This is a genomic window from Geobacillus sp. B4113_201601 (genome assembly GCF_001587475.1).
Lineage (GTDB): Bacteria > Bacillota > Bacilli > Bacillales > Anoxybacillaceae > Geobacillus > Geobacillus icigianus.
The window spans coordinates 36214-61844 of record NZ_LQYX01000086.1; the positions used below are offsets into that span (position 1 = coordinate 36214).

General features: G+C 51.4%; 18 protein-coding genes and 1 pseudogene. 4 read left to right on the top strand and 15 right to left on the bottom strand.

Annotated features, from left to right (window positions below):
- From brnQ to B4113_RS12595, 5 genes are all read right to left on the bottom strand, one after another.
- A partial coding sequence (brnQ, locus tag B4113_RS12575; RefSeq protein WP_061912547.1) for a branched-chain amino acid transport system II carrier protein occupies positions 1–1270 on the bottom strand: 1270 nt, incomplete at its 3' end.
- A gap of 403 nt (positions 1271–1673) precedes the next feature.
- Entirely contained in the window at positions 1674–2513 is an 840-nt protein-coding gene (locus tag B4113_RS12580; protein ID WP_033842927.1) for a hypothetical protein, read from the bottom strand.
- Between the two features lie 348 nt (positions 2514–2861).
- The gene (locus B4113_RS12585) at positions 2862–4205 is read right to left on the bottom strand and encodes an N-acetylmuramoyl-L-alanine amidase (RefSeq protein ID WP_061912543.1); all 1344 of its coding nucleotides are present in this window, start codon (positions 4203–4205) and stop codon (positions 2862–2864) included.
- A 533-nt stretch (positions 4206–4738) separates the two neighbouring features.
- On the bottom strand, positions 4739–4903 hold the full coding sequence (locus B4113_RS19915; protein WP_156102685.1) for a hypothetical protein: 165 nt from the start codon (positions 4901–4903) through the stop codon (positions 4739–4741).
- Positions 4904–5143: 240 nt separating this feature from the next.
- Positions 5144–6439 carry a YecA family protein gene (locus tag B4113_RS12595; protein WP_033842923.1) on the bottom strand — a complete coding sequence of 432 codons (1296 nt, stop codon included), beginning with the start codon at positions 6437–6439 and terminating at the stop codon, positions 5144–5146.
- 100 nt (positions 6440–6539) lie between these two features.
- Here B4113_RS12595 and B4113_RS19920 point away from each other — a divergent pair, with 100 nt between their 5' ends.
- Both B4113_RS19920 and B4113_RS12600 read left to right on the top strand, forming a co-directional pair.
- Positions 6540–6710 (top strand): hypothetical protein, encoded by a 171-nt coding sequence (locus tag B4113_RS19920; RefSeq protein ID WP_160331377.1) that lies wholly within the window; start codon positions 6540–6542, stop codon positions 6708–6710.
- 291 nt (positions 6711–7001) lie between these two features.
- Positions 7002–7718: a plasmid pRiA4b ORF-3 family protein gene (locus tag B4113_RS12600; RefSeq protein ID WP_033018194.1), complete on the top strand. Its 717-nt coding sequence runs from the start codon at positions 7002–7004 to the stop codon at positions 7716–7718.
- A gap of 105 nt (positions 7719–7823) precedes the next feature.
- Here the strand turns inward: B4113_RS12600 and B4113_RS12605 are convergent, their stop codons facing one another.
- Positions 7824–10019, bottom strand: a complete 2196-nt coding sequence (locus tag B4113_RS12605) for a YecA family protein (RefSeq protein WP_033842921.1) — start codon at positions 10017–10019, stop codon at positions 7824–7826.
- Between the two features lie 655 nt (positions 10020–10674).
- Here B4113_RS12605 and B4113_RS12610 point away from each other — a divergent pair.
- A complete protein-coding gene (locus tag B4113_RS12610; protein ID WP_061912544.1) occupies positions 10675–12318 on the top strand; it encodes a hypothetical protein in 1644 nt (547 codons plus the stop codon).
- On the top strand, positions 12315–15077 hold the full coding sequence (locus B4113_RS12615) for a DEAD/DEAH box helicase (protein ID WP_033842917.1): 2763 nt from the start codon (positions 12315–12317) through the stop codon (positions 15075–15077). Before B4113_RS12610 ends, B4113_RS12615 begins: the two co-directional genes overlap by 4 nt.
- A 285-nt stretch (positions 15078–15362) precedes the next feature.
- Here the strand turns inward: B4113_RS12615 and B4113_RS12620 are convergent, their stop codons facing one another.
- The 9 genes and pseudogenes from B4113_RS12620 to galU form a co-directional block, all read right to left on the bottom strand.
- On the bottom strand, positions 15363–15926 hold the full coding sequence (locus B4113_RS12620; protein ID WP_033842915.1) for a Uma2 family endonuclease: 564 nt from the start codon (positions 15924–15926) through the stop codon (positions 15363–15365).
- A 76-nt stretch (positions 15927–16002) separates the two neighbouring features.
- Positions 16003–17890, bottom strand: a pseudogene (locus B4113_RS12630) (fructose-specific PTS transporter subunit EIIC).
- Between the two features lie 136 nt (positions 17891–18026).
- Positions 18027–19970, bottom strand: a complete 1944-nt coding sequence (locus B4113_RS12635) for a BglG family transcription antiterminator (protein WP_033842912.1) — start codon at positions 19968–19970, stop codon at positions 18027–18029.
- A gap of 220 nt (positions 19971–20190) precedes the next feature.
- Complete coding sequence (locus B4113_RS12640) at positions 20191–21162, bottom strand: DUF1861 family protein (RefSeq protein WP_033018263.1); 972 nt, start codon at positions 21160–21162, stop codon at positions 20191–20193.
- 269 nt (positions 21163–21431) lie between these two features.
- Complete coding sequence (locus B4113_RS12645; protein WP_033018203.1) at positions 21432–21920, bottom strand: macro domain-containing protein; 489 nt, start codon at positions 21918–21920, stop codon at positions 21432–21434.
- 34 nt (positions 21921–21954) lie between these two features.
- Positions 21955–22350 carry a DUF488 domain-containing protein gene (locus B4113_RS12650; RefSeq protein ID WP_033018204.1) on the bottom strand — a complete coding sequence of 132 codons (396 nt, stop codon included), beginning with the start codon at positions 22348–22350 and terminating at the stop codon, positions 21955–21957.
- 21 nt (positions 22351–22371) lie between these two features.
- Positions 22372–22803, bottom strand: coding sequence for a hypothetical protein (locus B4113_RS12655; RefSeq protein WP_033018206.1), 432 nt, complete (start codon positions 22801–22803; stop codon positions 22372–22374).
- 2 nt (positions 22804–22805) lie between these two features.
- The gene (locus B4113_RS12660; RefSeq protein ID WP_033018213.1) at positions 22806–24119 is read right to left on the bottom strand and encodes an AAA family ATPase; all 1314 of its coding nucleotides are present in this window, start codon (positions 24117–24119) and stop codon (positions 22806–22808) included.
- A gap of 539 nt (positions 24120–24658) precedes the next feature.
- On the bottom strand, positions 24659–25534 hold the full coding sequence (galU, locus tag B4113_RS12665) for a UTP--glucose-1-phosphate uridylyltransferase GalU (protein WP_033842911.1): 876 nt from the start codon (positions 25532–25534) through the stop codon (positions 24659–24661).
- Positions 25535–25631 lie beyond the last annotated feature (97 nt).

The following is a 25631-nucleotide window of genomic DNA, read 5'->3' on the forward strand; positions in this document are numbered from 1 at the left end:
TGAGAAAACCAAGCACAGCACCGATCAGCGCGGGCACCACCCAACCAAGCCCAACGGAAAACAGCGGCGCCCAAGACAGAAGCGGCTCAAGCCACGCCGTTTCCACCCCCATTGCCTTGAACCCGTCGTACAGACTGAACACGCCGGTAAACAGCAGCGCCATACCGTACACTTTCGCCGAGCCGCGGAAAAAGCGGTGGAAAAACGACAAGACGACGAGCACAATCGCCAACGGATACAACATCGTCAACACCGGAACGGATACAGCGATCAGCGCGTTTAACCCGAGATTGGACATGACAAAGCTAAAGAGGGTCAGCGCGGTGACATAAGCCCGATACGATACAGCCGGAGTCAGCTCGTGAAAATATTGCGCACAAGCGGCCACCAAGCCAATCGCGGTCGTCAGGCAAGCCAGCGCGACAATCACCCCGAGCAGCACCTTTCCGCCGCTACCAAACAGAAGCGAGGACACATGCGAAAGCAGCTCAGCCCCGTTCGCAAACGAACCGGCCCCAGCCATTCTCGCGCCCACGCCGGCAATGCCGGCATACACAAGCGCAAGCCCCGCTGCCGCGATCACGCCCGATTGAATCGTCGCTTTCGCCTGCAGCGCCGGCCGATCGATTCCACGGTCGCGAAGCGCTTGAATGACGACGATGCCAAAGGCAAGAGCCGCGATCGTATCCATCGTTAAATACCCTTCGAGCATCCCTTTGGCCAACGGAGCCGAAGCATATTTTTCCACCGGCTCGGCCTGCGGGTCATCCAACCGGACCAAGCCGGTGAGGCAAAGCACAGCAATCGACAGCAACAACATCGGCGTCAGCCATTGACCGATCCGATCAACCAACTTGGACGGGTTTAAACTGAGCCAATAGACAAGAGCGAAAAAGACGCCGGTAAACAGCCACATCACAAGCGATCCGCTCGCAGGGAAAAACGGCTTCGCCCCGATTTCGTAAGCGACGCTCGCCGCCCGCGGAATACCAAAAAACGGGCCGATCGCCAAATACACAGCCAACGAAAAACAGAAACGAAACAGCGGATGGACACCTTGACCGAGCGAACGGATGCCGTCTTGGACGAACGCCACCGCCGCGACCGACAGCAACGGCAGCCCCACGCCCGTGATGATGAAGCCGGCGATCGCCGGCCACACCGCCGTCCCAGCTTCCATTCCTAAATACGGGGGGAAAATTAAGTTTCCAGCCCCGAAAAAGAGCGAAAAGAGCATCAATCCCGTCAATACCACATCCCGTGCCTTCATAATCTCCCTCATTTCCATTTTCGAGAAAATAAATTGAGTATTCTGATATATATCATTTCAGTGATTTAAACGGTTATCATCTTTAAAAATCCATTATACCGTTGATTTTCATCCCTAGGTGGAGGGCAGATCGCACTGCCTAAGAGCTTTTCCATGAAAAACATTATACTTTTTTAACTATTTTGTCAACCACGTCACTTTTCGGGGGCATCCCGCGCCAGCTGGGGATGTTTCCCTAGCTGACCATGAACCTTTTCCAACATCACTATCAGCCAATGATGGCGCTCATTTCGCCTAGAAGGTTGGTGATTGAAGGAAGCAGACCGCTTTTCTCAAATGGAAACGCTCTTCCGCATGAGTATCGCCTTTTATACGTTCCCCCATCGACCAAGATCACAGCCCTTTAGAATGTAAAATGGCGCGCGCCATACTCCGATGGATTCACAATCGTATGGACACTCGCTGAATCGTCATTGACGCTGATAAAGTGGCTCGTTTCCTTTGGCCCCAGCCCTCTAACAGTCCCTTGAATACGTCCGATTTTCTCCGGCTCGCCGTTTCCAATGTTCCAGCTGTACAATTCCTCCTTTGCATGATAGCTGTTGCCAAAATACGCATAATTTCCCCTGACGCATAGAGCGGTCGATCCGCGCAACACTGTCGGCACTTCATATCTTTTCCATGTTTTTGTAAACGGGTCAACCTGAATGAGCGAAAAGTCGCTGTAAGGAAAAAGCCATAAAGTCGAGGCCTTCCCTTTGTTTATCGCATAGCAGTCAACGATCATCGGACAATCTGTTAGATGAGAATGATATTTCCATATTGGCGATCCATCGAATCGAAATAAAACCAATCCTTCCGTCGAAATCCCTTTGCCAAACACCCCTTCATCAAAGTAGCTGATCCAAATCCCTTCTCTACCAACGGCTATGTCTTCAATGCCGTCACCGCCGCAAAAGGAATGTCGTACAGTTCCATGCAGATCGATCAAAAACACATTATGGCCGCTTCCGTCACTTCTCGCATCCGCCAACAACACGCGCTCGCTGTCGACCCAACGAATGATCGGAAACCGAACAGCAACAGCTGGACGGAACACGACTCCATTCGCCACACACTCCATCCGGTTGCGATTTTGTTGCACGGCCAACCATCCGTACCGATCGCTCCAATCGGCATCGATCAGCTGAATTCCACTTCGTTCAGAAACAAGCGAATAAAAGGTATAGGTTGTCACTTCCAATGTTCATCCCTCACAGACCATACTTTTTGACGAACATCTTTCTCTAAGTCGATGGGGCTTTTCCCTGCTTCTTTTTACGCGAGGGAAACTGGCCACGTCCAGACCGATAACCGCTTTTCTCGACTTCTTGTTGCGCAAGGGGACCCCAACGGGAACAAGTGTGCACCATCAACCGGAGAACTATCTGCGGCCAAAAGAAAACCGGGAGAATCCCCGGCTGTGCACCGTGTTTCCGTTCGCTTGATGGCGATCGATCACAAGCAACGAACAGACCGCCAAGCCTCGATGTCTTTCATTTATACCGCACCTCGTAATCTACAAGCCCACGACCTCGATGTCCGTCGTTGTTTATTCAAAATACTGCTTTACCGCAGCCGCAATCGCCGTTGTCACCGCTTCCTGATAGCCGTCGGTCGCCACTGTCGCCGCATCCGAGCGGTTGCTTAAATAGCCGAGCTCAAGCAGCACGGACGGCTGTTCATTTTCCCGCAGCACGTAATAGTCGCCAAACGCAACGCCCCGGAACGGCAACGCGGCAAGCTGCGAGAACGGGCCTTGAAACGACTGCGCTAAACCGTAGTCGGCAAATCGGTCATAATAGTAGACAGTGATGCCAGAGGCCGCCGGATCCTCTGCACTGTCGTAATGCAAACTGATAAAGGCATCCGCTTGATACAGACGGGCCGCGGCGACGCGCGCCGACAGCGGCACGTAATCATCCCCCGTGCGCGTCAACACGACTCGGGCGCCGAGTTTTTCCAGCTTTTGTTTGAGCCGCTCCGCAGTTTTGATCGTCAGCGCTTTTTCCATGACGCCATCCGTGCTCTGCGCCCCGCCGTCCTTGCCACCGTGACCGGCGTCAAGGACGATCGTTTTTCCGGCAAGCGCTTGAATCGGTGCGCGCGTCCATGAATACATATACGAGCCCGGCGCCTGTTTGGACAAAGAAGCGAAGCGAGCCTCCACAGCCATGGCGGAGGCGGCGTCTTCGTTGTCAGCGCCCGGCGCTTGCTTGCCATCCGTTTTGATATACTCCGCCGCCGCCCAACCTTCCAGCCCCGAACGCGTTTTGATTTGATACCAGCCTCGCTTCGCCGCGACAATCTCGACGCCATCTCCCTGACCGAGTCGGCCGATCCGCTCCGCCTCCAATGCCGGCGCCGTTCGCACGTTCAATGAATCTACGGTCACGACGCCCGTTTGTGCCGCCCCCGCTGCTTCAACGGCGGTCAGATACGACGCCGCCACCCAGCCAACGGCATCGTTACTAACCATTTTTTTCCATTCGCCCTCTTCTTGAATGACAGCCACTTGGTCTCCCTGCCACAAATAGCCGATGACACGCCCGTCAACACGCGGTTGTTGGCGAAGACGAAGCTTGTCCACTGTCACTTTCTCCATTCGTTCGACGGGAGCGGCGTACGTGGCTGCGAGCCAACCGATTTGTCCTGATTTCCAACGGATTTTCATCCAACCGCCTTCCTCCGCGACCGACGGATACGTCTCACCGCGGTGAACGATCGCCACGGAGCGGTACGGCACGCCCGGCCCTTGGCGAACGTTGAACTCATCCGTGGTCACGACGACAAACCGTTCTATTTTTTCCTTCTCCCCTTCCGCTCCTGTCGGCCAAGCCAAAGCCGCAATCCAACATAAACAAAACCATGCGGCGAGCCATCCTCCCCGCTTCATCTACCTTCCCTCCCGGCTGTCTCTCATTCTACTATATGGTTCGCGCATCGAAGCGGATTTCCTGTCTGTCAGCGAGAAAAACCGCTCGACAGAACAAGCGGCCGCACAGGCGTTCCAACGACAACGGACGCCCCATTTCCGCACAATGCCCGTCAGTGCGACAGCCGTCAACAAAAAACCGCGAGCGCTGTCATATAGCGAGGAACACTTTCTTGCTGTTCTTCCAGAATCCCCCATGAAGCCGGTGATTGACTCCCACAACCGCCTTAGAAGGTTGGTGAAAAACGGTTGTTTCTGTTGAGCAATGGGGGATCGTTTGAAAGGAGATCCTGATGCGACGAGGGTTTTCTATTGGAGAAACGGACCTTGACAAGCGGCTTGCTCCCTTAAATCACCGGCCTCTTAGGATCGTTCTCAAGCAGAAAAAACTTGCTGCATCGGCCTCTATGTTCACGCGTCCCATACGCCTCACGCTCCACCCAAACATGAAAATGAAGTTCTAAAGATATGCAAATCAGCAAACAGTTGCCTTCTTAATCGCGGAAACTGACGCCCAAGATGTGCGTCGTTTCCATCGGAAAAACGGCGGTTTTTATCATTCTTCTCAATAAAGAAGAAAAAGCGAGGAAAAGAGACTTCATCCTCGCTTGCACCTTTTCGATTTTGTCAAATGGTACTGTTTGCACCGCGCTGTTCATGAAATGACGATCCTTTTCAAACACAGTCGTTTTCCGCTGCCCAACCGTTTTGTCGGCGGTGAACACTACAAATGGGTCCCTTGACCGCCCGCTTACGACGAAATCGTACAATCCGTTAGAAGGCTGGTGAAAAACGGTGATTTCCTTATGGTTGATGAATAAAAGTGTGCATTGTTGCAAGGTTTTTCTATTTGAGAAGCGATTCTAGGAAGCCATATCCACGATTCCATCACCAGCCTCTTAGAAAAACCCGCGCTCAGCAAACATTTCAAAGACGCAGTGCTCGAGCTCTTCACGCAACTCCTCTTCATCAACCCCTTGAAGCAATCCGTCCTTTTTCCACTTGTTGATCGCCTCGTCGATCAGCCGGTTCACTTGATCCGCATCCCAACCGTCGCGGTGAAGCAATTGTTCCATCTTGTCCAGCCATTCGTCGATGGCTACATCCAGCCAATCGGCGTCATCGTCCCACCAGATGTCATCAGACCATTCCTCATCCTCATCGTCCTCCTCATCGAACGTTTCAAGGCTGAACAAAAGAAACTCCATCGCAGTCGATTCGATGTCCTCGACCGACACCCCATACCGTCTCGCGACCTCTTCCTCGCTGATGAGATCTTCTTCGATCATCTGTCCGGCAAAAAAGCGGAGCGCCGCCGCATATACGGCGGGATTCTCGATATCGACCGCTTCGCGCGCGCAATACATGTGCCAAAACATCGTCGCCTGGCTAAGAAGCAACGCAGGTGCATCCGCTTCGTGCCGTTTCAGCTCAAGAATGACCGCCTCTTCATCCGGGTCGTCCCACTCCATCTGATCGAGCAGCTGCCATAAAAACTCGCTGATCATCGCATCCAACGCGAGCGGGAAAGAGTGGCGCAAAAACTCTTCCCCCGTTTTCCCGCTTCGCTCCTGCTCAACTTGCAGCGCCCGAACGAGCCGCTCCTTGCTTTGTTTCAACAACGGAAACACTGCGGAAAAATATGTAAACGCCTCGTTGTACGGCACAAGACATCCGAGCAGCACATCGCCTTTTTCCATTTCCGGCCATTCCTGCGCCGCCAACAGGTAGACGCGCTTTTCTTTCCCGCTTAACAGATCGCGGACAAGCAACTGTCGCCGTTCCTCATCGAAATGAATGATCTCATCAAATGACGGCACCGTCCCTGCCCATCGTGCCACATGCGCCTGTACAGCCGGCCGCCAGCGGGCATAGCGCCGATCTCGCATATAAGCGGAAAAAATGGTCGTTCCTTTTTCATCGACCGGACGGCAGAAAATGACCCAATTGGTCACAAATAAACTCACTGCCGAATCGAGCACCTCCGGTCGATCTTCCAACGGGCGTTCGGCAATCACTTCGACAATCTCATCCTCATACCGTTCTGACGCAAACAATAGCACATCGTGCATGCATTCGACTAACTCCCGATCAATTAACGAATCGATCGACACCACTTCGTCCTTTCCGCAGCAACGCTTGTACTTTTTCCCGCTTCCGCACGGGCAAAGGGCGTTCCTCGACACTGCCGCCATATCGTCACCTACTTTTTTTAAATTCGGCCTCACCGTTGTCTATATTGTACCATAGTTAGCACAAAAAAGAAAAAAGTCCTTGTTCCTAGGGGGCCGGTGATTGACTCACGCAACCGCTTCTCAGAATCGTTTCTCCAATAGAAAAACTGGTTGCATCATCTTCTTCACGCGTTCCATCATCAATCAAGGCAAACAGCGGTTTTTCACCAACCTTCTAGAAGGCTGGGGATTTAAGGAAGCAGACTGCTTACCAACCTTGTTTCTCAAATAGAAAAGCCTTGTCGCATCGGTATCGCATTTCACACGTTCCCCCATCGATCAAGAGAAACAACCGTTTTTCACCAGCCTCCTAGAGTCAGTCAAGAGAGCTGCTTTTTTCTACCGCGCTTCGCTTAGTGGCCCCGACGAGGGTTGCGAACAAAGGCGCGCAACCCTTGTCACTTCCTGAACGTCACCCACAACTCTTTTACTCACATCACGATCGCCTTACTGATTTTGATTTTTGAAAAAATAGTTTAAACTATAAGTATACAAAAACAAGCCGACAAGGAGATCGATGTTCATGGAAGAAAAAAAACTCATGGATTTGATTGACGAACTGATGACGAAGCTCCGTTCAACAGAATCTGCCCGCCCGCGCGGTCGTTGGGTGGAAGCGCCAAAAAGCAAAAGCTCACCGCCGAAGAAACCGCGCCGCTCCAAAACCGCCTACCAGCTGAAAATTTCATTAAGCGGCTTCCGTCCGCCCATTTGGCGCCGTGTCCTTGTGCCTGGGCACGCCACGTTTGACCAGCTTCATTTGGTCATCCAAGAAGCGATGGGATGGGAGCAAGCACATTTATATGAATTCCAATTCGGCGAGATCGTCATCGGCATTCCCGACGATTGGGGCTTGCACGGGTTCGCGAAAACGCTCGAGGACGCTCGCCGCACCACGCTTGAGCAATGGTTGACGGAAGAAAAACAAAAATTTGTGTACATTTACGATTTTGGTGATTACTGGCGCCACAACATCACCGTCGAAAAGATTGAAACGCTCTCCAAACCGCTAGAACGCGCCACTTGCCTGAAAGGAAAACGGGCGTGTCCTCCCGAGGATTGCGGTGGCGTCTATGGTTATCTCGAGCTGCTCGAATCAGCAGCAAACAAAGACTCCCTTACCGACCCAGAACTGATTGAACGGCTCGAGTGGCTGTCTGATATGAAAGGCGACGATTTCGACCCGGACGCCTTTGACGTCGAGGAGGCTAACAAACGGCTCGCCTACATCCAATTTTGATCCTCCACGCCGCTGAAACCGTAGGATGAGAGACGATGGCAACACTCGAAAGCGACCCTTGACGGCTTGCGAGACAGGGGTCGCTTTCGCATTGACCGGGAATGTCTACGGCCGGCGGGTTAAACGATCCACCGATGCGCGCACACGCTCTTGAGACGCGGGCACTTCTTTTTTCACCCTGTCCAACCACTCTTTCAACTTTTGAAGCCACGGTTCCAAGTACGGAGAGAAAGCCGGCGGGTAAACGAGAACTGGATCGCCCATCTCATCATGGCAACCTGCCGTGGCTATGATATACATCCCGGGCAAAAGATGCGGCTGTGCCCGTTCCGGAACATCCCATGTCACCGTACGATTATGGCCGATCCAATCAACCACCGCTTTCCCTTGTTCTATACCCTTAACATAGTACATAGAAAAATGAGCGGAAGAAGGAGTAGGGAAACCAAACAACCCGACGAGTTGCCAAACTAACCGTTTTTCCTTCTCTTCTTTTCTCTCCGTTCCCCATTCATCCAACAACGCGAAACAATGCTCTAATTCGCTTCTAACCTCTTCCAAAATGGCACAAACAGCCTTTTGGTGTTTCGTTCCATAACGGCTGTCCAGCCAGCCGGCCAACTCAGGAAGCATATCAAGCGCTTGACTCACAGTTTGCTTCGGAAGCGAACTCCATCTTGTTGGAATTTGCTCAACGAGGAATTGTTTCCAATCCCCTTCTCCTACGTCTTCCCACGATGAAATCGACCGGCTCGCTAGATGTTCACACAGCAGCAAAACCACGCGCGAACCGGCTTCCTTCTGTTCTTCCGTCTTTTCCATGGCGATTTCGTTATAAAACGCCAACAAATCCTCTGTGAAAAACATCCCTTCCCATTCCGTGCGAATCAATAGCGTGTCGGTTTCTCTAGGACCAAGCCATACCGTTTTCCATAAATCCGCAAAATAATACGGCTCCTTAAACGGAGATGGCGGCAAGCCATAGCGGGAGCGAATATGATTCACCCCTATGGACAACGGCAGATTCGCTCGTTCTTGTATGTTAAACAAATGGAATTCATACCCTTTCAGCCACTCCTCGACTTCTTGAACATGCCCTTGACGCGCCATTTCATGAGGAGTTTTCCCATTCCATTGCTCATGCGGGACATGAAGGGCTTTTTCCAATTGAACGGCAAACGCGGCCAGCGTTCCAACCCAAAGGGGAGAACTAGGTGTAGAATCAATGTGAAACGAAACGTTTTCTACCCCTTTAGGGCGCAAAACGACTTCCGTCTGCCGGTTGCGCTCTGTCGGGGAATACCCGAACGCCCGCAGCAGCGATACCAGTTGTGCAGCCGTTCGTTCGTCCTCGGTAGACAACATTAAGCGCGACCGATGAGCCGATAATGACCCGCCCAGTTCAAGCACACGAACCGGCTCAGGGGAAAACAACGCGATATAATGGTACACATTGGTGCACCATGAACCTTCCACCGTTTTCCCATCGTCGCTGTCAATGTGAGCCCGTCCGATCGACGCGAGCTTCCTCACCGCCCCAGCGGCGTCCTTACATTCATATTCGTACGTCCACTTCGTTCGCTCCTCTTGTCTGCCGTCCGACATCGAAAGATAACTTCCATCGATGATATCGAGAAAATGCTCAACGACTACCTTGTCATATGACCAGCCCGTTTGCGTCAACAAAGAGCGAATGTTCTCTTCCGCCCGTTTCACGCCATTCGGGTTCATAATCGATGACACACCACAGACGTAATACCCGCCGTCAAACGGCTCCAAAAAAGCAAGCATGCCGCCCCATGGACGCACAACCTCCAATGTCTCGCAATACGGCATCAGAAGTCTCTCACCGGTCAGCCGATCAACCGCTATCCCTCCTTCATCATGCAAATCGACCCATTGCACAAGGCGCGGCACAAGTCGAACCCAGCGATCCACCATTTCCTTAAGTTCTTGGGAAAGGCGACGACCTTTTTCCTGTTGAAACCACTCAATGCCGCGCAATCCATTTGGATAACGATGAAGGAACCAACGCCAGAGCGTCTCAAACATCTTCAACTCTTCACGATGGTGCTTTTGTTCGATGATTTGATGAAACATGCGGGTTACCGCTTTCCGTTCATCATCAGACAGCGATTCCTCGAGAAATCGCTGCACCATTTGCGACAACTCATATTTTTGCTCAAAAAAGCGGCGCTGCCGCACCCGTCGAATTTCATGCTGCTGCTGTTGGTTCATGCAACATTTCTTATACTTTTTTCCGCTTCCACACGGACATGGATCATTCCGACCAATCGCCATGTCTCATACACCCCTTTTTCATTCTTTTTGAAAACGTCAGTCAACGCCGCGTATCTATATGGTTGCCTCTTTGTTTCCACAAAACGAAGAAGGATGGTAAAAAAACGGTTGTTTCGCTTGAGCAATGGGGGAACGTGTGAAAGGCGATCCCCATGCGATAGATCTTTTCGATTTGAGAAACGAGGCCGGTTAGCCGCCCGTCTCCTTTAAATCACCAGCCTTTAAGGCTTTGCCTATTTCCATTATACCACTTGTGAGAAAAGCAATCATCGCCAGCTCTTCTTTCCCGAGGAGGAATCATGAACGGAACATGTTGCTTTCACAACTCTCTGTTGGAAAATGAGTGGCGCTTTCCCGCTGAACTTTGTCGATTTTGTCGCCCATCGTTTTTCTCTATCTTCTCTGCCTCCTTAAAGGCCGGTGAAAAAGCACTGCTGCCCTTCATCAATGGGAGAACGCGCGAAAAGCAGGACCGATGCAACAAGGTTTCTCTAGTTGAGAAATGAGATGGCAAAGTCGTATCTAGGATTCAATCACCAACCCTCGTAGCCACCCATCAAAACGCCAGTTGCTTCCACCGCGAATCGCATAGCACTCTTCATCTCGACATGCTATAATTAAGTGATAGGGAAATGAACGGAAAGGACGAACCGACATGCTGCAAACCACCGTTTCCAAACCGCTCTTGCAACAGGCGGCGAGCGAATTGATAAAGGAGTTCCCATTTTCCATCTTCCACCATCTGATTCAAAAAGGGCGCGACCTAGCCAGAAGCGGCCTTGTTTATAATGTCATGGTCGTCAACAGCCATGAAGTGGAAGGGGTCGTTTCCGACATCACCCCTCACGAAGTTATGCTTGATTTGACCAAGGTCGCCCGCCGCCATCGCTGTCCTTGTCCGACGGAAGGGTTATGTCCGCATATTTTAGCGCTATTTTTCTATGTCTACGGCAATGTCTTTGACAACGGAGAACTGTTTCGCCTTTGGAAAAAAGGGCAAATCAGCGCCGCGCCAAAAGAACCGGCCGCCAATGAACCAAACACGCCGGCTGCGAAACGGACAGGGAAAACGGCAGGCCTTCCGGTCGTTGCCCATGAAACCGTTGAAGACTGGTGGGACCAATTTGAGCGACAGTACGAAGACTTTTTCGCACGCCAGCAAAGCGGAACCAACTGGCCGTATCGCTTGGCTTTCCAGCTCCTCCCAAAGCTAGGCAAAAACAACGGAAGGCAAGCCGGCGCCCGTCCGTTGCGGGAGCTGCACGCCGCTCTGTTTTTGCTGGAAAAACTTCGCGAGTACGGAGAGGCTCAAGGGTGGAGCGACGGCGGATTCGGTTCTTACCGGCAATTTTCGTGGCATCAGGACGTCGACTATGTCGCTGGCCGCGCCTTGGCCGCCTTGGAAGCATTCTCCACCCAGTCGCCGCCGCGATCGCTCAACGCCTTGATTGAACAGACGATTTTATACGTTCGCGATGGGCTGTTTTGGGAAGGGGAGCTGGCATCGTTCGGTTATGACCTTTACACCACCGCCTGGGAAACGCTGTTTACCAAGCCGGCCTGGCGCCAAGAAGAACGGGCCGAACTCCTTCGTCTGGCCAAAAGCCAAGACAACATCCGCGCCGCCATGGCGGCTGCTCATCTTTCCTTCCTGCTTGGCGAAGACGACGAAGCGATCGCGCTTTACCGCGCGTTCCCCGATCAGGCAGGCGTGTTTTTGGCGGAATGGTTCGGACGATTCATCCAAAACGGCCTCCTAAAGCGGTTTGAAGCCGTCTGGGAAAAAATAAAGCCCGACTGGCCGCTTTACCTTTCGCATATTCCGGCTTTCGTCCGAAGCAGTTTTTTAGAGGAAACCGCGCACTGGTTCGAAATGTACGCCCGCCACCGAAACCGCCCGGGCGCATGGGAAGAGTTTTTGCAGCGCAGCCTCCCATACAGCGTCAACGAGTACACTCATTTTTTGTATAAACAAAGACGCGATCAGGAACTGGTGGATCTATTCTTATGGGCGAACATCACCGCCGATGAGCTGCCTCCGCCGATGCTCAAAACATTGCAAGCGCGCGGGACAGAGCTCGTCATGCCGTTATATCATCGCACAGTGGTGAAGCTGCTCAACGAGAAAAACCGCTCGAGCTACCAAAAGGCTGTCCGTTATTTGAAAACGTTGCGCGCTCAGTACCGCTCCACCAAGCGGCTCGATCAATGGGAGGCCTATCTGGAGCAACTGCTCGCCCAGACGGCGCGCCTGCGCGCGTTTCATGAAGAATTGAAGAAAGGAAAATTGCTTCCATGAAAGCATTGGAGACGATTCAAATTTCCTGCCGGTGGAATGAAGAGCTTCGATGCTTCGAGCTCTCCGGTTCCACCCATCCCTTTTCATGGGTTTCACCGTTATTGGCTTGGCATGAAGAAACGTTTTACGGCACGATGATCGAAATCGAAAACGACATCGTGCGGTTATCGCCTTGGCAAGCGCTCACTTGGTTCGCGTTGCGTCCGCATTCGCGCTTTTCAGCCGTTGAATGGGCAGACGAATTCACCGCCCGCTTGGAAGCGTGGGCGAATCACATCTGGAACGATGTGCGCGAGCGCCGCTTCCTTCCTGATGCTTCCTTATGGAAAAACACAGGCGGTGCATGGAACGAGGCGGGACGCACCCGTTGGCGCGGCGCGGACGACGACCCCGATCCGTTCGTCGCCACATGGCGGTCGCTGGCGATCGCCGACTGGCTCTCCCGCGACCCGGAACTCCGCCGCCTCTGGGGCGAAATCGTCCGCGCGTATCCATTGATCGCCGCTCAGAGCGACCAATGGACCGGAACAGAGGAGGACTGGCTCGAACAAATCGGGTGGCTCGGCGACCGACCGCCGTTTACCGTCGGCCTGCGCCTTACCGAACCTGAGAAGGACGGGGAATTATGGACGCTCGAGCCGGTAGCCCTCGCCCTCGATGACAGCGTCATCGCTCCCCTTGATCGTCTGCCGCGCGCTTGGCGTCCATATGAATCATCGGTCGCTAGGGCCATTCACCGCATTCAGGCGATCGTGCCGTGGCTTGGCGATGAAAACGAGTCTTTGCTTCGTGAATTGTCCGATGACCAAGCGTGGCGCTTTTTATCGGAAGAAAGCGTAAAGCTGACGGAAGCGGGCGTGAGGCTGCTACTCCCTGACTGGTGGCATGACATCCGCCAGGCGCAGCTGTCGATTAAAGCGAAGCTGTCCCCTTCCGTCCGCACGGAATCGCTCTTTGGACTCGAACGGCTCTCCGAGTTTGACTGGCGAGTGGCCACCAACGGCATCGAATGGACGGAAGAAGAGTTTGCCGCGCTGGCCGAACAACAACGGCGCCTCATCCGTCTGCGCGGCCAATGGCTCATTCTCGATCCCGCCTTAGTCCGTCGCGCCCAAGCGCTCATGGAGAAGGCGAAAAAAGAAGGGGTGCCGATTCATGACGTCGTCGCGCAAACGTTATTGGCGGAAGCCAACGAACGCGAAGAGGCAATAGATGAAGAGATCCCCATCGAGATCGACGTTCATGACCAATTCCGGGCGCTGATCCGCCAGCTGCAAACGATCGATGAGCTCCCTCGCGCGAACGTGCCACCATCGTTCCGCGGCGTGCTCCGTCCGTACCAGCAACGCGGCGTCGACTGGCTCGTCTTTTTGCGGCGATTTGGCTTCGGCGCCTGCTTGGCCGATGACATGGGGCTCGGCAAAACGGTGCAGCTGCTCGCCTATTTGGCTTACGTCAACGACACCGAGCGCCCGAACGCGCCAGCGCTTCTCATTTGCCCGACAAGTGTCATCGGCAACTGGCAGAAGGAATGCGCCCGCTTCGTCCCCACTTTGCGCGTCTACGTGCATCATGGGCCGAACCGGGCGAGAAACGATGCCTTTTTGCAGGCGGCAAGGGAGGCTGATCTCGTCATTACGTCCTACCCCCTTGCCCATTTGGATCATGACGATATAAAACAGATCCATTGGCATGCCATTTGCCTTGATGAAGCGCAAAACATCAAAAACGCCCAGACGAAGCAGGCGCGCGCCATCCGCCGCTTGAACGGCAACCATAAAATCGCCCTATCCGGCACGCCGGTGGAAAACCGTTTGAGCGAGCTTTGGAGCATTTTCCACTTCTTAAATCCGGGCTACCTCGGCAGCGCCGCCGAATTCGAACGCCGGTTTGCCGGTCCGATTGAAAAAGAGGGGGATGCCCATAAAAAAGCGGCGCTCCAAGCGCTCATCCGTCCGTTTCTGTTGCGGCGGACGAAAACCGATGAAGCGGTCGCCCTCAATTTGCCGGATAAAATCGAGCAAAAAGAATACTGTCCGCTCACTGCGGAGCAGGCGGCTTTGTACGAGCAGCTCGTCAACGACACGCTCGAACGGGCGAAAGCGGCGAGCCCGTTTGCGCGGCGCGGGTTGATTTTGCAGATGATAAACGGCATCAAGCAAATTTGCGACCACCCAGCGCTCTATTTAAAAGAACGCCAACCGCGCCAACTGGTCGAACGGTCGCACAAGCTGGAAAAACTCGTTGAACTCGTCGAGCAAATTCGGGCGAACAACGAGTCTTGCCTGATTTTCACCCAATATATACGGATGGGGGAAATGATTCAAGAGCTGCTGTCCGACCTGTTGGATGAGCGGGTGCTGTTTTTGCACGGCGGCGTCCCGAAACCAACACGCGACCGAATGGTGGAGGAGTTTCAAGCCCAACACGCGTCGATTTTCCTCCTGTCGCTCAAGGCGGGCGGCACCGGGCTCAACTTGACCGCCGCCAACCACGTCATCCATTTCGACCGCTGGTGGAACCCGGCCGTCGAGAACCAAGCGACCGACCGCGCCTACCGCATCGGGCAGACGAAATTCGTCCACGTCCATAAGCTGATCACAACCGGGACGATTGAAGAAAAAATTGACGAGATGCTGGAACAAAAACAAGCGCTCGCCGATGTGATCACCGAAGGCGAAGCATGGATCACCGAGCTGTCCGACGATGAACTGCGCGACTTGCTCGCCTTATCCGCCGCAGCGAAAGGAGGCGCCTGATCATGACGGAAGAAAAGCCAAAGCGCAAGAAAAAAACAGTGGAAAACCCGTGGGAGAAATTGCTAAAGCGGATGGAAGAAAAAGTGAAAGAGCGGGAAAAGCGGCAAAAGCAGCCATAAAGGGACATCACGCGGGCGATGAACGCCGCCTCAATCCATTCCATAGGCAATGGGGTGCTCTTCACCCAAGCATGAAAACCATGGATCGTCGGTGTGGAATTTTCATAGAAACAGCGTGGGATTGCTCCCACGCTGTTCGCTTTCAAGCCATCCTCTCGGCATCCTATCAATGAAACAACTCGGCCATATCGATTGCGAACCCGGGGAAATACATAGAGCGAACCGTTCCTGTTTTCACTTGAACATCCGCCTGCTCATAGAGCCGTTCTTTATTGAGCACATACACCGTCACAGCCTGTTTCATCGGATTGACTATCCTATATTCATGGACACCGCACGCCATGTACAAATTGAACTTTGTGACAAGATCATGCGCCTGGTTCGACGGACTGAGAATCTCGACGATCAACGGCGGAACCCCGATATACTTCGCTCCATCCAGCCCTTTTTCGCCGTAAATGACCGTCAAGTCCGGAACCACCACATGTCGTGCCCCTGTTTGCTCATCGACCAGTTCCACATCAAGCGGCGCTGCCAACACATCGCACGGCTTTCCTCGAAAAAACAAACTGAACGGAAAATGAAGGCGGCTCGAGATGAGCTGATGCCGAACGCTTGGCGACGGGGTCATATACACGGCCCCATCAATATACTCTAAACGATCATCGCTTTGTTCACGCAGGACCCAATAGCGCTCATACGACACACCAGAAGCAAGCGGCAAAGACAACGAAGGCCCCTCCCCATTCCCCTTTTTTCTCAGTATACCTGATGGCTTCAGACGGGGCAATGGGAGGCCTTTTTACTTAACCGATTGTTTGCAAGAGGTTGTAGGCCTCTTCCTTCGTTTGCACGGTCAGTAGCTGTTCCCGGAACGTTTCATCCATCAGCTTGCGCGCCAGCATTTGTAAAATTTTAAGATGCTCATCGCCCGCGCTTTCTTCGGGAACAGCGATCATAAAGATAAGTTTAGCCGGTGTACCGTCCAAACCGTCCCAATCCACACCATTTTTCTGCAATCCGAAAGCAACAGCCGGCTTGATCACCGCTTTTGATTTTCCATGCGGAATCGCAATCGAAAAACCGATCGCTGTCGAACTTTCTTTTTCCCGCTTGATGATCGCTTTTTTGAATTTCCGAGCGGATTCAATTACTCCTGCGCGATCTAACTTTCCGATTAGTTCATCAATCACTTGCTCTTTTGTGATTCCTTGTAGCTCAATGTCAATCAACTCTAGGCTTGTTAAATCGGATAATGTCATCGTAACCAATCCCCTTTCCTTCTGCACTACTTGTCTACCGCTATTGAACATCTTTTTTCAACATGTTCACCATCAAGGCAGTGACCATCACACCGATAACAATAGAAATGAAAAACATGATCCAGTTGTCCACCGCTCCTAACACAGCCACGACAGGACCTCCATGCGGCACATGATCACCAACCTTACTTACCATAGCAATGGCCGCTCCAACCATCGAACCAACCATAATGGACGGGATCACCCGCAGCGGATCTTTCGCCGCAAATGGAATTGCACCTTCAGTGATACCGACAAGTCCCATCGCCAAAGCTGCTTTCCCTGCTTCTTGCTCTTCTTTCTCATATTTTTTCTTGTTTAATAGCGTCGCCACTCCCATGCCCAGAGGCGGAATGCAAATGGCAGCTGCAATGGCTCCCATAATATAGACGTTGCCTTCCCCAATCATCGTCGCGCCAAAAAGGAAAGCGACCTTATTCACCGGACCACCCATATCAAAGGCGATCATCGCGCCCAAAATCAGCGCCAAAGCGATGCTGCTGGTCCCTTGCATATTATTTAACAAGTGAGTAAGCCCGCCCATCATGCTTGAGATCGGTTGGCCAATCACATAGATAAACAGCGCTGCGACCACAAATGTTGACAAAATCGGGATCACTAAAATGGGCATAATTGGTTGAATCATTTTGGGTACACTCCACGATTTCAACCATTTCGCTACATATCCAGCAATAAATCCAGCAACAATTCCACCTAAAAATCCAGCCCCTGCCTCACTATGATAAAAACTGCCGTTAGCGGCGATATAACCGCCAATCATTCCAGGCGCCAATCCCGGACGATCCGCGATACTCATCGCGATAAATCCCGCTAAAATCGGAACCATGAAGGTAAATCCAACACTACCGACACTTAATACCGTATTCCAAAATTCACTTTTCACTTGCAAGCCTTCTCCTGTCGGATCACCGCCAATGGCTAACGACAAAGCAATCAGCAATCCGCCGACCACAACAAACGGAATCATGTACGATACTCCATTCATTAAATGACGATAAATAGGGTTTTGCTTCGACTTCATTTCTTTCTTATACTGTTCGACTGATTTCAGATTGGGCTTGTATACCGGTACAGTTCCGTCTATAAACTGCTGGATTAATTTTTCCGGATGGCGGATTCCTTCTTGAACACCGACTTCGATCAATCTTTTTCCGACAAAACGGGACTTGTCCACCGTCTTATCAGCGGCGATAATAATGCCGTCCGCCTCACGAATCTCTTGCTCCGTCAGCTCATTTTCCACACCGATGGAGCCTTGTGTCTCTACTTTCATTTCGACCCCGAGTTTCTGCGCCGCCTTTTGCAAATTTTCGGCGGCCATATACGTATGAGCAATGCCATTTGGGCACGAAGTGATGGCTAACACCTTCATGCGAATTCCCCTTTCTCTGCTTCAGTAACCGTTTTCATCTTTACTATACAAGGAAATTCGCTTGTAAAAAGGTCGAATTTTTACCGAAATATGCGGTAAAACGTTGTTTTTTGTCAAAATAACGACTTCTGTTCACTCAGTCCATGGCTTTCAAACACAAATGAAGCACCTTGAGCCATTGCTCACGGGTTGTCTCTTTCACTAGTTTTTGCACCATGTCCGGATGCTCGCTCAACCATGATAATTCCCGAAACAACTGTTTCGTCGACCCACGTTTTTCTTTTACAGCGAGCAAAAAGACGAGCTGAACGCTCTCTCCTCCCCAATCGAGCGGTTGTTTTAGCGTGGCGACAGCGATGGATGATTGCCGAATAAACCGCGGGTCGCCATGCGGAATGGCCATACCCGAACCGATGGTAGTAGCTGCTGTTTTTTCTCGAATGATCGCGCTATGAATATACTGCTCCTCTACGTAACCGAATTGATTCAGGGCGCTTGCCAATTCCTCAATCACCTCATATCGGTGTTCCTTTTCTAACTGAAGAACGATAACCCCTGACTGTAAAAAAGAAAAAAGCGCTAGTTGATCCGTCTTAGGGTCTTGATCGTAGCGGTATTTCAAAAAACGTTCAACCTTCTTAAGGTCGCTTTTCGGCAGGAGAGGAGAAATGACGATAACCGGCACACCACTGGTTGTTAAAGGTGCCGTAGATATAATAAGGTCAATACGCTGCTGCTGCACATAACGATCCACTTCCTCTTTCCTGACACTCCCAACAATATGCAAATCGCGAAAATGGCTCTCCAATTTCGTTTGAATCAGCTGCGACATGCCAATCCCGAGTTGGCAAACGATTAGGACATGTTGATGTTGTGCATTAACTTTTTTCAATCGTTCATAAGAAACCTGGAAGTGTAAAGCAAGATAAGCAGCCTCTTCTTCAGGAATCTTGTACGGAAGCTGGGAGTTCAGCTCAGTCACCGCAGCAATCACTCGATCAAACATATAAGGGTACGCTTTTTTAATCTCACTGACCATCGGATTCGAAATCGGCAACCCGTGAATCAAACGATGGAAAGCTGCCGCTGAATGGAGAAATAGTCCCTCTTTCAGTTCGTTGTCAAGCGCAAACTCAATTCCTGTTAAACGGGACATGCAATCAATCAAAGACTGGACAATAAAATGGATAGACTGCTCGTTCTCGAACAATATCCCCACTTCTTTGGACGGCGAGTATCGCAATTTAGCACTTAACAAGTGGATCGTTAACAAGGTAATTTCCTCTTCTGGAAAACGAAGAGCAAAATAGGGCTCTAATCGTTTTACAAACCCCACCATCCATGCATACTCATCTGTTTTTTGAATCCCGTCCTTGTTCGATACAGGGCCAATCGGCTTGTTCATTTTGATTCGTTTCAAGGCAATCAACGTATGAACTAACAGGCTTTCCCTCGTTTCATCTATCCATGTCATATGGTGCGGCACTTCGATCTCACTGAGCACGTTTTCAATCACCGATACTTCATGGGCAGGAAATTGCTTTTTCACAAAAGAGCGATTGGTGAAGGAACCGGCAAGTTCGCAAAGATTGGCGGCAGCGGCCCGTTTATTCCGTTCACTTCCATCGATGATCAGCCCCAATTTTTTCCTTAAAACGAGCCGCAACCCGTACTTTTCGAGCCATTGCTCCAGTTGATGCAGCTCTTTTTTTAGCACGCTCTTAGGCATGTAGTATCGATTGGCCAACGATTGCAAAGTGACATGACTCGTTCCAAGCAACAGCTCATAAGCCATTTCCATTAAACGATCTTCTTGGCTATCGATCAAGCGAGTTGTACTATATAACCGTTGGTATAATTTTTCCCGCTCCCCCTCATGAATGTGCAAGGTGACCCCAGTCCCAGGTTTTTTTTCTAAATACGCATTCGTATGCTGCAACAGATCAGACTCAATCACCTTCAAGTCATTCCGAATGGTTTTCTCCGAGCAGCCAATCACGTCAGCTAGGTGCTGGGTAGAAACATATTGGTTCGAATCCGATAATAAGATCCGTAAAATTTCTTTCTGGCGTTCGTTCATCGGATGTATTTCACCTCGTTGAGCTGTCGTAATGGTTGCTGAATAGATCACACCCGTTTCGGTCATTCCCATTCTACTATATTCCGAATCATTGGACGAATTACAGATTCAACAAATCGAAAAAGAAATCCGCCGGACAATATAGAAAAGGATCGGCTGGAAACAGCTCTCATGAAAGGTCTGCCCACTAATGCCGATCCTTTTTTTCTTCATCTTCCGTTTAGACAGAAGCATACATCCGATCAAGTTCTTGCGCCTCGTACTTGACAAACGGGTCGATCAAGGAAATTTTTTGTGCCTCGGCATCGCCGACACCGGCGTACAGCTCGGCGGTGCCGTCGCCTTTGCGGATCAAGCCGCCGCTGAAGACGACGTTCGTCAAATCCGGCCGCTTCGCCGGCCCATCCAAAAAGTGAGAGCGAAGCGCCAACAATTCCAGCTCGGAGCGCTCCATCGTCTCCGGATTCAATACGAACACCATCGGATAGTAATGGCGGTTGCCGTGCTCGTCAAAGCAGGCGATATGGCCGAGCGCCCCAACAAGCCCGTTGGCCAACAAATGCGCTTCATTCACACCGCCCCATTCCTCATCGGTGAATTGGGCGTCAAGCAGCGGAGCGGCTTCAATGACGTCCGGCGTCAAGTCATCGAGCGAAAAAATGCGGGTAAAGCCGATCTTTCCGCGTCCGCCCTTTTCCCCTTGCGGCCGGGTGAAAACGCCGATCGAGCCGTCTTTCAGCTCGACAAGCCGAATATCTTTCATCCCGTCCGGCCCCTGCGCGAACGGTTTCAGCCCCCGGATGTTCGGGCCGCGGTAAAAGACCGTCCGCCAACAATACTCGCCGTCGAACACCGGATGCGGAAACGTTTCCACCCCACCAAACACAAGCTGGCCGTGAATGCGCGCCACAAACGGATCTTGCAAGGCAAACACCGGCGCTCCTTCGCGCGGAATCCAAACCCCATCGCGCTCCACGAAAAAGTACACTTCCGACTGTTCGCTGTCCCGCGATTCAACGCGGCCAGCGATGACCAACTCGCCGTCATCTGCAAACGGCGCGGAAATATTATAAACGTCTCGATCCCCAACACCCGCAAAGCGCAATTTTTGCGGCTCAAACGGCTGTGGGGCCAAGCGGAATTCATCGACTAACACTTGACATGTCTTCAATGTCGGTGATTGGAACAGCATCATCATCCCTCCAGGCGTTGCCAAAAACGCCGTGCGCCTTGTTTTTGGCTGTTGTCCCTGAACAGGCTTGCGCAGGAAACGCTCGTTGACTTCCTTTTCCCCAATTCCCATTCATCGGACAGGAATGGCAGCGCCACCTCCTAGGCTAGACAAGGAAGTCCATGAAACTCGTTTGTGTGTTATATTATAATATGATATGGAGAATTGTGAAACCCGTTATTGTTTGCCAAAAAAGAAGGGCCAAGCGTTGTCAAGGCCCTTTTTCTTCCTTATTCATCTGGCTGAATGTGACGGATCAACGACTCATCGATGTCCACGACCACAAACTCCACATCCGTTACCGGCGCGAGCACCTCGACAAACAACCGCGCCACTTTTTCTTTGTCAAGACCCCCGACACCTGTCCCGAGCGCCGGAAGCGCCACCTTCTTGATCCCGTGCTCCCGGCAGTGCGCGACCAGCCGCTCGAGGCATTGGCGAACGATCGCATACGACGTCTCTCCTGCCGGCTGCTTCATCGTCACAAGATGAATCACGCCGCGAAACGGCAACGTTCCCGCTCCGGTCACATACAGATCGCCCGGCTGTGGATCTTGCGCCTGGCAGATGCGGATCGCCTCTTCCTCAATCACGCGTCCGCCCGCTCGGCGAATCGCCGCCGCCACCCCGCCGCCCATCGGCCCGATGCCGTTGGCGGCATTGCAAATGTACTCGATCCCTTCCACCTTCGTCAAATCGCCGACCATGGCGCGTATCACCGTTCATCCCTCCCGCCAAGGTTGATCGTTATCGTCATTCCATCTGTTCGCACCGCTTCCCATATGCTCCGTTATGGCCGCACCGATGCAAAAATTCCCGCAGCACAACAGCATGGTTATATCGCTCATCTTTCGCCGCATAAAGCAGCGTCACCGTTCCCGAAAGCGAAAGCAGCTCCTTCACCAACGCCTGCTTCGTCCCGTCTGTCGTAAGCTCCCACTCGTACCGCCTAGCAAACTCGGTAAACCGCTCGGGCCGATGGCCGAACCATTGCCGCAATTCCGAGCTTGGGGCGATCGCCTTCATCCATCGGTCAAGGTGCGCCTCGCTTTTCGCCACGCCCCGCGGCCAAAGGCGGTCAACGAGAATGCGGATGCCATCATCGCGTTCGGCCGGGGTATAAATCCGTTTTAGCCGGTAATCATCCATATCGTTTGCCTCTTTCCTGCCCTATACGTTTACCTCGTCCCACTTGGCCTTTACCACTAATGTCCCGCCCGTTCTCCTCAACATTTTTTCCAGCTTAATCAAATAAGTCGATTTCAAAGCGGGCGTCCTCACACGGGTAGTCACGATTCTCCCTTCGAATATATATCCAGGCAACCATTTCCCTAACTGTTCAATTGTTCGGGTGATCTGGTGTACGGCTTTCTCAAGGTCAGACCCTTTTAGTTCGATGAAAAATGCCCGATCTCCTTCTATCACTAAAAATAAAAAATCGCATTTTACCCCCTCTTTAAGCAGACAACCGTCTACACGGTACAGGGCCACCCTCTTTTCCTTCTTGTTGACGAAACGAACCCCTCTTCCGTTTTCCTCAACAACAGCTAATTTTCGATGGTCGCAATATTGCAAACAACTTTCCCATTCTACAACCCACATGTTTACTCCCCCGCTTCCTCCGCCTCCATGAGCTCATCAAGTACACGGTTGATCGCAGATGATGCTTCATCGATCGCTTCGGCCTGAATCAACCGTAATTCATCATCGATAATGCTTCGGTAGCGGAATCTCCCTCCCTCGCTCTCCAGCATGTAGGCCTTTAACCGCTCCGGAGAAAGGCGCAGCTTTCGGTCCACAATCGGATCGGCGCGTCGATCCAGCTTTTCTCCCATCTTGGCCGCGTACAAATAAATATTGAAAGCGGATAAAATATATGGGCTATGAGTCGTAATCACTAGCGTATTATCCGTCGCATTTAGCAATAATGCAAACAAGGCGACCATTTCTTTTTGCGCGCTCGGGTACAAGTGAGCCTCAGGCTCCTCAATAACCATAAACACTCGTCGCCGTTCCAAAATAACCGTGAATATAAGCAACAAAATCCACACTACTTCTTGTTGCCCTGAGGATGAAAATTTTAGCTTTGTATACTCTCTTTCATTAAAAAAGATTTTTTCTCCATGGTCAGAGAACATGTACTTTCCTTTCATCACCCGCTCAATAATATCAATGGCAAACCGAATCGCCTCAAAGTCAATTTTCTCTGTCGAAAATTTTTTCCGATCCTCGACAATTTCCTCAAACGATTGCGAAAACATCTTCTTCAGCAAGTTAATTCGTTCGATAAACTGTTCTGTCAAGACATCGAGTTGCCGTGGGTTAATATCTTGCAGCTGATCGGACAACGTCGCGACTAAACTTCTACCTGCCGGAATGAAGATCGATGTTTTCGAATCGCCAAATACTTCATCAATAGACGTTTTAATTGTTTCCACAACACTTTGTTGCCGCGCTTTCCAAGATGAGACATTCCAAAAATCAGTCAACAGCCGCTCTTGATATTGCGTCTCTTTTTTTAGCTGAATAACGTGCTTGAACGTCTCTAAAATCCCCTTTTTCAAGGAATCGCTAAAGTGGATTTGCACATAACCATCTTTCAAGTCAAGACGCACAAATTTTCCGTCACTATATTCATAACGAATGTGAAACGGTTTCATATGTTTTGTCGTTCCAAAGTAACCGACAAATTTTCTCCTAAGATATTTATTGAACTCAAAAAACGGGCTGTGCTCATCCGTTTGTCGGGACGAAAGCAAATAATTTACCCATTCATCCGGAATAGAGCGGAAGAAAAAAATCAGTTTGCTAATCGTACTTTTTCCGCTCGCTTGAGGACCAATCAAAATCGTTACATCGGTAATCTCCTCATCAAACAGCCCCACTGGCCCAAAATGCTCAATGCGAATGCGAGCCATACCTACCCTCCTCTTGCGGCCATTTTCGGTCTATATGATCGCCCCGCGTGTTAATGATCTTGAGAAAAAATACACCCGGAACTTGAAATCGTCGTTTTCCGAACATTGTTTTTCCCACTAAACAAATTGATACTCTTTAGCTCGTCCAATTGAATGCGCCAAATGTTTTTGAAATGTTCAATCTCAAACGCTCGAATCCTACCGAGTCCACCTGCCCTCTCCTTTTATATGGCAACGAATCCAATAAAGAACATTTGTTCTGATTTCATTGTAAACGTCCCATTTTCGCGGAACAACACGAACATTTCGACAAAAATTTCACGAAGCGAACACACGCCGGGCAATCGGTTTTTCCGTGCTGCTCCGACTTGTAAGGCCGCCATGCGTCAGAGCACACGGTTCACCGTACAAGCGGATGTTGCAATCCAGCCTAGATGATCACCAACATCCCGCCATCAAACGGTTCGCCATTCATGCAGATCGCTCGCCTATTTTTGGCGAGCCGCGTTTGGCATGCACCCCCAGTTCGCCGCTCGTCCTCACCGCTTCTCCTCCGCTACAATCCGCTCCAAAAACGCAAGCAAATCGGCGCGCAACTCTTCATTTTGCAAGGCAAACTCAATCGTCGTTTCAATAAAGCCGAGCTTCTCTCCGACATCGTACCGTTTTCCTTCAAACTCGTAGGCAAAGACACGTTGAATTTCGTTGAGCTGCCCGATCGCATCCGTGAGCTGAATCTCCCCACCTGCGCCAACTTCCTGTTTCTCTAAAAACAAGAAAATTTCCGGTGTCAACACGTATCGTCCGACGATCGCCAAATTCGACGGCGCCGTGCCCGGCGCTGGTTTTTCCACGAAGCGACGAACTTGGTAGCGGCGTCCTTGCTGCTCAAGCGGGTCGATGATCCCGTAGCGATGCGTTTCTTCCTCCGGCACGCGCTTGACGCCGATCACCGAACTGAACGTCTGTTCATACTGCTCAATGAGCTGTTTTAAACAAGGCGTTTCCGCTTGGACGATATCGTCACCTAACAGCACCGCAAACGGCTCGTCCCCGATGAAATTGCGCGCGCACCAAACCGCATGCCCCAGCCCTTTCGGCTCCTTTTGGCGAATGTAGTGGATGTCGACCTTCGACGGCTCTTTCACTTTCTCCAGCAGATCCAGCTTCCCTTTTTGCTTGAGAATCTGTTCCAACTCAAACGCGTAGTCAAAATGGTCCTCAATCGCCCGCTTCCCTTTCCCGGTGACGATGATAATGTCCTCAATGCCGGATGCCATCGCCTCTTCCACAATATATTGAATCGTCGGTTTATCGACGATCGGAAGCATCTCCTTTGGCATCGCCTTTGTCGCGGGCAAAAACCGCGTTCCAAGTCCTGCTGCCGGAATGATGGCTTTTCGCACCTTTTTCATTTCTGCTGTTCCTCCTCTATTCCACGATGATCAATCATTGGCACCCTATCTAGGAGGCCGGTGATTGAAGGGAGCAAGCCGCTGATCAAACCCGTTT